The sequence below is a fragment of the Sphingomonas sp. genome, from assembly GCF_042096255.1.
Lineage (GTDB): Bacteria > Pseudomonadota > Alphaproteobacteria > Sphingomonadales > Sphingomonadaceae > Sphingomonas.
In genome coordinates, this window is the sequence record NZ_JBELLZ010000115.1 from 1 (window position 1) to 8481 (window position 8481).

Consider the following 8481-nt stretch of genomic DNA (forward strand, 5'->3'; position numbering starts at 1 on the left):
CACGCCGGTGGTGTTCCGGGCGTGACGCGATGACGCGGCTCGGCTGGGCGATCCTTGCGATCATCCTGGTCGCCGCCGCGCTGTTCGCGTCGATGCTGTCGTTCGGGCCGGGAGAGCGGCGGGTGCCGGTTCCCGCGCCTTCCATGCAGGAGCCGGTCGCACCAGCACAGCGCCTCGGTCTGGTCGTGCCGGTCGCCGGTATCCCGCGCGGCGCGCTGCGCGACAGCTGGGGCGATCCGCGCGAGGGCGGGGCGCGGGCGCATCACGGCCTCGACATCCTCGCCCCCGCCGACACTCGCGTCGTCGCGGCAGCCGCGGGCAGAGTCGAGAAGCTGTTCGAGAGCGAACGCGGCGGCACCACGCTCTACGTCCGCACGCACGACCGGCGCTGGATCCATTATTACGCGCACCTCGCCGGCTATGCACCCGGCATGCGCGAGGGGGTGGCGGTGAAAGCCGGGCAGTGGATCGCCAACGTCGGCGACACCGGCGATGCCGCGCCCGGAAACTATCATCTTCACTTCGGCGTGCAGCGCATGCGACCGGAAGAACGATGGTGGCAGGGGCAGGACGTCAACCCATACCCGCTGCTTGCCGGAACGGCGGCGGAACGCTAGACCCCTGCGCCATCGGCGCCGCGCCAGCAGCGCCCAGCTCTTTCGCACAGGTTCAATCCATGAAGATCAGCGGCGTGGACATCCGTCCCGGCAACATCATCGAGTATGAAGGCGGCATCTGGCGCGCGGTGAAGATCCAGCACACCCAGCCCGGCAAGGGCGGCGCCTACATGCAAGTCGAGATGAAGAACCTGATCGACGGCCGCAAGACGAACGTCCGCTTCCGCTCGGCCGAGACGGTGGAACGCGTGCGCCTGGATACCAAGGACTTCCAGTTCCTTTATCCCGAGGGGGACGACCTCGTCTTCATGGACAAGGAAACCTACGATCAGGTGACGCTGCCGCGCGACCTGCTGGGCGACCAGGCCGCGTTCCTGACCGACGGCATGGACGTGGTGATGGAGCTGCACGAGGAGCGTGCGATCTCGGTCGAGCTGCCCAACCATGTCGAGGCGACGATCGTCGAGGCCGACGCGGTGGTAAAGGGGCAGACCGCCTCGTCCAGCTACAAGCCCGCGATCCTCGACAATGGCGTGCGTGTCATGGTGCCGCCGCACATCGGTGCCGGGACGCGGATCGTGGTGGACGTGTACGAGGGGACGTACGTCAAGCGGGCGGACTAGACCGGCCGTAAGCGGGCTGCTATGCACTATGCACCATGCACAGGCGCATGACCATCACGCTTGACGAGGATGTATACGAGGGGCTGCGACGGCGTGTCGAACCACGCCGGATCAGCCAGTTCGTGTCGGACATCCTGCGCCCGCACGTGTCGGATGCCTCGCTGGACGGTGGATATCGCGCCATGGCCCAGGACGCCGAACGAGAGGCGGAGGCGCAGGAGTGGATCTCCGCGCTGGCGAACGATGGCGTCGATGCAGCGCGGTGAGGTGTGGTGGGTCGAGTTCGATCCTTCGGTCGGTAGCGAGATCCGCAAGACCCGCCCTGCGGTGATCGTCAGCAACGATGCCGCCAACCGGAACCTACCCCGCGTAATGGCGATGCCACTCACATCCAATACGTCGCGGGTCTATCCCGGCGAGGCGGTAGTGACGGTGGGCGATCAGCGCAGCAAGGCAATGGCCGACCAGATCATGGCCGCGGACAAGCGGCGAGTGAAATCGCGTCTCGCTTCGTTGAGCCGCGCCGACATGGCGGCCATCGACGACGCCATCAAACTTCATTTCGGATTGACCCGCTGATGCCATCCCATTCCGGTCTCCTCACCGTCATCGACCGCGCAGCGCGCAAGGCGGCGCCGCGGCTGCGGCGCGACTTCAACGAGGTCCAGCAGCTCCAGGTCTCCAAGAAGGGCCCGGCGGATTTCGTCTCCATGGCGGACAAGCGGGCTGAGCAGACGCTGTTCGAGGAACTGCGCCATGCCCGCCCCGACTGGGGCTTCATCATGGAGGAGAGCGGCGAAGTCGCGGGGGATCCGGACAAGCCGCGCTTCATCATCGATCCGCTCGACGGCACGTCTAACTTCCTCCACGGCATCCCGCATTTCTCGATCTCGATCGCAGTCGAGGAGCCGTTGCCGAACGGCAAGCGCGAGATCACGACCGCTTTGGTCTATCAGCCGCTGACCGACGAGAGCTTCTGGGCGGAGAAGGGCAGGGGCGCCTGGCTTCAGGATCAGAGGCTTCGCGTTTCCGCGCGCCGAGACCTTTCGGAAGCGCTGATCGCCACCGGCATCCCGTTCCTGGGGCATGGCGATTTCGTCCAGTGGAGCCGCATCTTCGGGGCGGTCGCGCCGCAGATCGCCGGCATCCGCCGCCTGGGCTCGGCCGCGCTGGACCTCGCCTGGGTGGCCGCGGGCCGCTTCGATGGCTTCTGGGAAAGCGACCTCAAGATCTGGGACGTCGCCGCCGGCATGCTGCTGGTGAAGGAGGCGGGCGGCTTCGTTACCGACTTCCGCGGCGGCGACCGCGCGATCGAGCGCAACGAGTTCCTGGCGGCCAACGACGCGCTCCATTCGAAGCTGCACAAGCTGGTCGCCGGCGCGCTGCGCTGACGCGCAAGCAACGCGCCGGAAACACCGGCGAGTTGCGATTCATTCTCATGGGTCCAATGCCTTGCCCCCCCTTTCGGGCAGGCCTAAAGCGACCCCGTTCCGTTCGCACTTGCGAGAAGCCCTTTGCTCGACCTGTCGCAATATCTGCCGATCCTGATGTTCCTCGGGGTCGCGCTGGCGCTTTCGGCGACGTTCGTGTTCCTGCCGATGGCGGTCGCCCGCCTGACCGGCAGCCACAAGCCGACGCCCGAGAAGCTGTCCGAATATGAGTGCGGTTTTCCCGCCTTTGAGGACAGCCGTGCCCAGTTCGACGTCCGCTTTTACCTCGTCGCCATCCTGTTCATCATCTTCGATCTCGAGGCCGCCTTCCTATATCCCTGGGCAGTCAGCGTCTTCAGCCTGGGCTGGACGGCATGGATCAGCATGATGATCTTCATCGGCGAGCTCGCGCTCGGGCTCGTCTACGCATGGAAGAAGGGAGCGTTGGATTGGGAGTAGAGCTTCACTCCGGTCCGGTTGAGTTGCAGCGTGCCGCCGGCAGCGGCGCGGTGGTGCCGCCCGATCAGGGCTTCTTCGACAGCCTCAACGGCGAACTGACCGATAAGGGCTTTTTGGTCACCTCCACCGAGGAGCTGTTCCAATGGGCGCGCACCGGCTCGCTCTGGTGGATGACCTTCGGTCTCGCCTGCTGCGCGGTGGAGATGATCCACGTCAACATGCCGCGCTACGACCTGGAGCGGTTCGGCGCCGCCCCGCGCGCCTCCCCGCGCCAGTCGGACGTGATGATCGTCGCGGGCACCTTGTGCAACAAGATGGCCCCGGCGCTGCGCCGCGTGTACGACCAGATGTCCGAGCCGAAGTACGTCATCTCGATGGGCTCGTGCGCCAATGGCGGCGGCTATTACCATTACAGCTACAGCGTGGTGCGCGGCTGCGACCGGATCGTGCCGGTGGACATCTACGTCCCCGGCTGTCCGCCGACGGCCGAGGCGCTGCTGTATGGCATCATGCAGCTGCAGCGGAAGATCCGCCGCGCAGGGAGCATCGAACGGTGAGGGCGCCCGCACTCTTTTCCTCCCCTGCAAGGGGAGGTGGCGCGCAGCGCCGGAGGGGTATCGCGCCATCGGGAGGGGAATACCCCTCCGTCAGCGCTGCGCGCTGCCACCTCCCCTTGCAGGGGAGGATCTGATGCGCGCCCCCGCTCCCGCCTTTGCGTATGACCTGAACGACGCGACGATCGAGGCCGCGCAGGCCGCGATCCCGGTCGGGCTGGTCGATGCCTTCGCGCGCGCCGGCGAGGTGCAGCTGCACGTCCACCGCGATCACCTGATCGCGGCGCTGACCGTGCTGCGCGACACGCCGGGACTGGAATATCAGCAGCTAATGGAGATCGCCGGGGTCGACTATCCGGATCGCGCCGAGCGGTTCGAGGTGGTCTATTGCCTGCTGTCGCTGACCCGCAACCACCGCCTCCACGTCCATGTCGCCACCGACGAGGAACAGCCGATCCCGTCGGTGACCGGGCTGTGGCCAGTCGCGGGCTGGCTGGAGCGCGAGGTCTTCGACATGTACGGCGTGCTGTTCGCCGGCAACCGCGACCTGCGCCGCATCCTGACCGATTATGGTTTCCGCGGGCATCCGTTCCGCAAGGACTTCCCGCTGACCGGCTATGTCGAGATGCGCTATTCCGAAGAGGCCAAGCGCGTCGTCTATGAGCCGGTCAGCCTGGCGCAGGATTTCCGCACCTTCGACTTCATGAGCCCGTGGGAAGGCGCCGAATACGTGTTGCCGGGCGACGAGAAGGCCAAACTGCCCGAGGCCAAGGGCGCGCCGACGCCGCTCTCCGCCGATGCGATCCAGAAGGCGGACGCGAGCCAGTCCGCCAAGAGGGAGGCCGCGGCGCCGAGCCAGCCCTATGCCAAGGAAGATGCGAAGAGCACCGCCGAGACGGGCAGGGGCGCTGCCGGCCCGGACGGCGGCGGGCCCAAGCCCGCCGATCCGGATGTGGTGCCTGGCAAGGGAGGTCAGAACCAATGACCGATCTGATGCATAAGGACGAGGCCGTCGATCGCCAGGTCGATCCCGCCGTCGACAAGATTCTGCACCGCACCGATGCCTCGCACGAGACGACGGGCGATGTCGCGATCCAGAACTACACGATCAACTTCGGCCCGCAGCATCCCGCGGCGCATGGCGTGCTACGCCTCGTCATGGAGCTGGACGGCGAGATCGTCGAGCGGATCGATCCGCACGTCGGCCTGCTTCACCGCGGCACCGAGAAGCTGATCGAGTACAAGACCTACGCGCAGGCGATCCCGTATTTCGACCGGCTCGACTATTGCTCGCCCGCCTGCATGGAGCACAGTTTCGTGCTGGCGATCGAGAAATTGCTCGATCTGGAGGTGCCGATCCGCGCGCAATATCTGCGCGTGTTCTTCGCCGAGCTGACCCGCATCTCGAACCACATGCTCAATCTCGGCAGCCACGTCATGGACGTCGGCGCGATGACGCCGAACCTGTGGCTGTTCGAGATCCGCGAGGATTGCTACGGCTTCCTGGAGCGCGCGACCGGTGCGCGCATGCACCACAACTACTTCCGGCCGGGCGGCGTCCACCAGGATGTCCCGCTGAAGCTGCTGACCGACATCGCCGAATGGCTCGACACCCGCCTGCCGCGGCTGTTCGAGGATGCGATCAGCCTGGTCGCGGACAACCGCATCTTCAAGCAGCGCAACGTCGACATCGCGACGGTGAGCCGTGATGATGCGATCGCCTGGGGCTTCTCCGGCCCGATGATCCGCGCGGCGGGCATCCCCTGGGACCTCCGCAAGCAGCAGCCCTATGATGTCTATGCCAAGATGGACTTCGAGGTGCCGGTCGGCACCCGCGGCGACTGCTACGATCGGTTCATGGTGCGCGTGGAGGAGGTCCGCCAGTCGGCGCGGATCATGAAGCAGTGCCTGGCCGAGATGCCCGAGGGGCCGATCGCCTCGCTTGACCGCAAGGTGGTGCCGCCCAAGCGCGCCGAGATGAAGCGCTCGATGGAGGCGCTGATCCACCACTTCAAGCTCTACACCGAGGGCTATCACGTCCCGGCGGGCGAGGTGTATGTCGCGACCGAAAGCCCCAAGGGCGAGTTCGGCGTGTATCTGGTCAGCGACGGCAGCAACAAGCCGTACCGCTGCAAGATCCGGCCGACCGCGTTCTCGCATTTGCAGGCGATGGACTTCATGAGCCGCGGGCACATGCTGGCGGACACGACGGCCATCCTTGGCGCGATGGACATCGTGTTCGGGGAGTGCGACCGGTGAGGCCTGTCTGGAAAACCCGATGGTTCACCATTACGGTCAGGGCGGCTGGGTATTTTTCGTTTTTCTATCTCTTCCGAAACTATGAGTTTGGGCGTGTCTGGCCGCTTTTAGCAGTTGTCGCGGCACTGATCGTGTGGGTCTCCGGTATTGCGGCTCGAGAACGAGCGCTTCGGAAATACAACCAGTCTCGTTGTGGAATTCAATATGTCTGACGCCCCCACCATCCCCGACGAGGCCGAGGTCCGCGCGCGCTGGGGCGCGTTCGCCTGGTCCGAGGCGAGCCGCGAGAAGCGCAACGCGATCCTCGCGCGCTATCCCGCCGGGCGCGAGCAATCCGCGTCGATCCCCTTGCTCGATCTCGCCCAGCGGCAGGTCGGCGAGGAGACGCAGACGCAGGGGTGGCTGCCCGTGCCGGTGATCGAGTTCGTCGCGCGCGAGATCGGCGTGCCCTACATCCGCGTATTCGAGGTCGCGACCTTCTACACGATGTTCAACCTGGCGCCGGTCGGTCGCTTCCACGTCCAGGTCTGCGGCACCACGCCGTGCATGCTGCGCGGCTCGGATGACGTGCTGGCGGCGTGCAAGAACAAGGGGCTGATCAAGGGCAAGACCACGCCCGACGGCCTGTTCACGCTGACCGAGGTCGAGTGCATGGGCAATTGCGCCTCGGCGCCGATGGTCCAGATCAACGACGACAATTACGAGGACCTCGACTACGACCGCACCGTCGCGATCCTGGAAGCGCTGGAGCGCGGCGAGACGCCCAAGGCGGGCACGCAGGAGCCGGGACGGCATACGGTGGAGCCGTATGGCGGGGTGACCTCGCTCCACGCGATGGTGGGCGAGAACCACGATTATCGGGGCGAGTGGAACCGCACGGAGGCGGCGCATGGCTGAGGAGCAGGACAACACCATCAGCTTCATGGCGGAACAGTTTCGTCGGGTGCATGCGCGGTTTGATCAGCTCGATGCTCGCTTGGACCGGCTTGAGGAGCGCGTCGCGCAGGTCGAGCGCCGCATCACTGCCACCACGCACCTGGAGCAAGGACTGGTGGGGCATCTCGCCAGCCATCACGAGAGCATGGACAACTTCAAAGCCGGTATGGTCGCTATGGATCGCCGCATGTCCGCTGTTGAGGCCCGCGCCTGATGCTCGCCGACAAGGACCGCATCTTCACCAACCTCTACGGCTTCCAGTCGTGGCGGCTGGATGCCGCGCGCGCTCGGGGCGACTGGGATAACACCAAGGCTCTGCTCAATCTCGGGCAGGACCGGATCATTGACGTGGTGAAGGCCTCCGGCCTGCGCGGGCGGGGCGGGGCGGGGTTCCCGACCGGCACGAAATGGTCGTTCATGCCCAAGGAGCCGCGCGCCGACCGGCCGAGCTTCCTGGTGATCAACGCCGACGAGTCCGAACCCGGTTCGTGCAAGGATCGCGAGATCATCCGCCACGATCCGCACAAATTGATTGAGGGCGCGCTGGTCGCCGGCTTCGCGATGCGCGCGCGGGCGGCGTACATCTACATCCGCGGAGAGTATATCCGCGAGGCTGAGACGCTCTTCGCCGCGGTGCAGGAGGCGTATGACGCCGGCCTGGTCGGCAAGAACGCCTGCGGCTCGGGCTACGACTTCGACGTCTTCGTCCATCGCGGCGCCGGCGCGTATATCTGCGGCGAAGAGACCGCGATGATCGAGAGCCTGGAGGGCAAGAAGGGCCAGCCGCGCCTCAAGCCGCCGTTCCCGGCCGGGGCGGGGCTCTACGGCTGTCCGACGACGGTGAACAACGTCGAGTCGATTGCGGTCGCCCCCACCATCCTGCGCCGCGGCGCCGAGTGGTTCTCCAGCTTCGGCGCGGAAAACAACAAGGGCACCAAGCTGTTCCAGATCAGCGGCCATGTTGAGAAGCCGACGGTGGTCGAGGAAGCAATGTCGATCAGCTTCCGCGAGTTGATCGAAAAGCATTGCGGCGGCATCCGAGGCGGCTGGGACAATCTGCTCGCGGTGATCCCCGGCGGCTCCTCGGTGCCTTTGGTGCCCGCCGCCGAGATTATCGACTGCCCGATGGACTTCGACGGGCTGAAGAAGGTCGGCTCGGGCCTCGGCACCGCGGCGGTCATCGTGATGGACAAGTCCACCGACATCGTCCGCGCGATCAGCCGCATCTCCTATTTCTACAAGCACGAGAGCTGCGGCCAGTGCACCCCGTGCCGCGAGGGCACCGGCTGGATGTGGCGCGTGATGGAGCGGCTGCGCACCGGCGACGCCGAGATCGGCGAGATCGACATGCTCCAGCAGGTCACCAAGCAGGTCGAGGGCCATTCGATCTGCGCGCTCGGCGACGCCGCGGCCTGGCCGATCCAGGGCCTGATCAAGCACTTCCGCCCCGAGCTGGAGCGGCGGATCACCGAGCGGGGCGGAGATCTGGCGCCGATGCAGGAGGCGGCGGAGTGAGAGCGCTTCTGCTTATCTTGCTGTTCGCAGGATATTCAGAACCTGTCGTGGCGCAGCGCTACGAAGCGCTGGGGCAATCATATCTGCC

At 66.0% G+C, this 8481-nt stretch carries 12 protein-coding genes; all 12 read left to right on the plus strand.

Going from position 1 to position 8481, the window contains the following annotated elements; all coding sequences use genetic code 11:
- Positions 1-617, plus strand: a 617-nt coding sequence (locus tag ACFDTH_RS15940; protein WP_375288545.1) for a M23 family metallopeptidase, incomplete at its 5' end; no start/stop codon positions are given.
- A 59-nt stretch (positions 618-676) separates the two neighbouring features.
- Complete coding sequence (gene efp / locus ACFDTH_RS15945; protein WP_375288546.1) at positions 677-1240, plus strand: elongation factor P; 564 nt, start codon at positions 677-679, stop codon at positions 1238-1240.
- A 47-nt stretch (positions 1241-1287) separates the two neighbouring features.
- Entirely contained in the window at positions 1288-1506 is a 219-nt protein-coding gene (locus ACFDTH_RS15950; protein WP_375288547.1) for a hypothetical protein, read from the plus strand.
- Positions 1484-1819 carry a type II toxin-antitoxin system PemK/MazF family toxin gene (locus ACFDTH_RS15955; protein WP_375288548.1) on the plus strand — a complete coding sequence of 112 codons (336 nt, stop codon included), beginning with the start codon at positions 1484-1486 and terminating at the stop codon, positions 1817-1819. The genes ACFDTH_RS15950 and ACFDTH_RS15955 overlap by 23 nt, the downstream gene beginning before the upstream one ends.
- On the plus strand, positions 1819-2631 hold the full coding sequence (locus ACFDTH_RS15960; RefSeq protein WP_375288549.1) for an inositol monophosphatase family protein: 813 nt from the start codon (positions 1819-1821) through the stop codon (positions 2629-2631). Before ACFDTH_RS15955 ends, ACFDTH_RS15960 begins: the two co-directional genes overlap by 1 nt.
- A gap of 123 nt (positions 2632-2754) precedes the next feature.
- Complete coding sequence (locus ACFDTH_RS15965) at positions 2755-3129, plus strand: NADH-quinone oxidoreductase subunit A (protein WP_375288550.1); 375 nt, start codon at positions 2755-2757, stop codon at positions 3127-3129.
- Positions 3099-3686: a NuoB/complex I 20 kDa subunit family protein gene (locus ACFDTH_RS15970; RefSeq protein ID WP_375288551.1), complete on the plus strand. Its 588-nt coding sequence runs from the start codon at positions 3099-3101 to the stop codon at positions 3684-3686. Before ACFDTH_RS15965 ends, ACFDTH_RS15970 begins: the two co-directional genes overlap by 31 nt.
- Positions 3687-3819: 133 nt before the next feature.
- Positions 3820-4668: an NADH-quinone oxidoreductase subunit C gene (locus ACFDTH_RS15975; protein WP_375288552.1), complete on the plus strand. Its 849-nt coding sequence runs from the start codon at positions 3820-3822 to the stop codon at positions 4666-4668.
- Between the two features lie 8 nt (positions 4669-4676).
- Positions 4677-5942 carry an NADH-quinone oxidoreductase subunit D gene (locus ACFDTH_RS15980; RefSeq protein ID WP_375288556.1) on the plus strand — a complete coding sequence of 422 codons (1266 nt, stop codon included), beginning with the start codon at positions 4677-4679 and terminating at the stop codon, positions 5940-5942.
- A gap of 204 nt (positions 5943-6146) precedes the next feature.
- Positions 6147-6839 carry a complex I 24 kDa subunit family protein gene (locus tag ACFDTH_RS15985; RefSeq protein ID WP_375288553.1) on the plus strand — a complete coding sequence of 231 codons (693 nt, stop codon included), beginning with the start codon at positions 6147-6149 and terminating at the stop codon, positions 6837-6839.
- On the plus strand, positions 6832-7092 hold the full coding sequence (locus ACFDTH_RS15990) for a hypothetical protein (protein ID WP_375288554.1): 261 nt from the start codon (positions 6832-6834) through the stop codon (positions 7090-7092). The genes ACFDTH_RS15985 and ACFDTH_RS15990 overlap by 8 nt, the downstream gene beginning before the upstream one ends.
- Positions 7092-8393, plus strand: a complete 1302-nt coding sequence (gene nuoF / locus ACFDTH_RS15995) for an NADH-quinone oxidoreductase subunit NuoF (protein ID WP_375288555.1) — start codon at positions 7092-7094, stop codon at positions 8391-8393. Before ACFDTH_RS15990 ends, nuoF begins: the two co-directional genes overlap by 1 nt.
- The last annotated feature ends 88 nt before the right edge of the window (positions 8394-8481 follow it).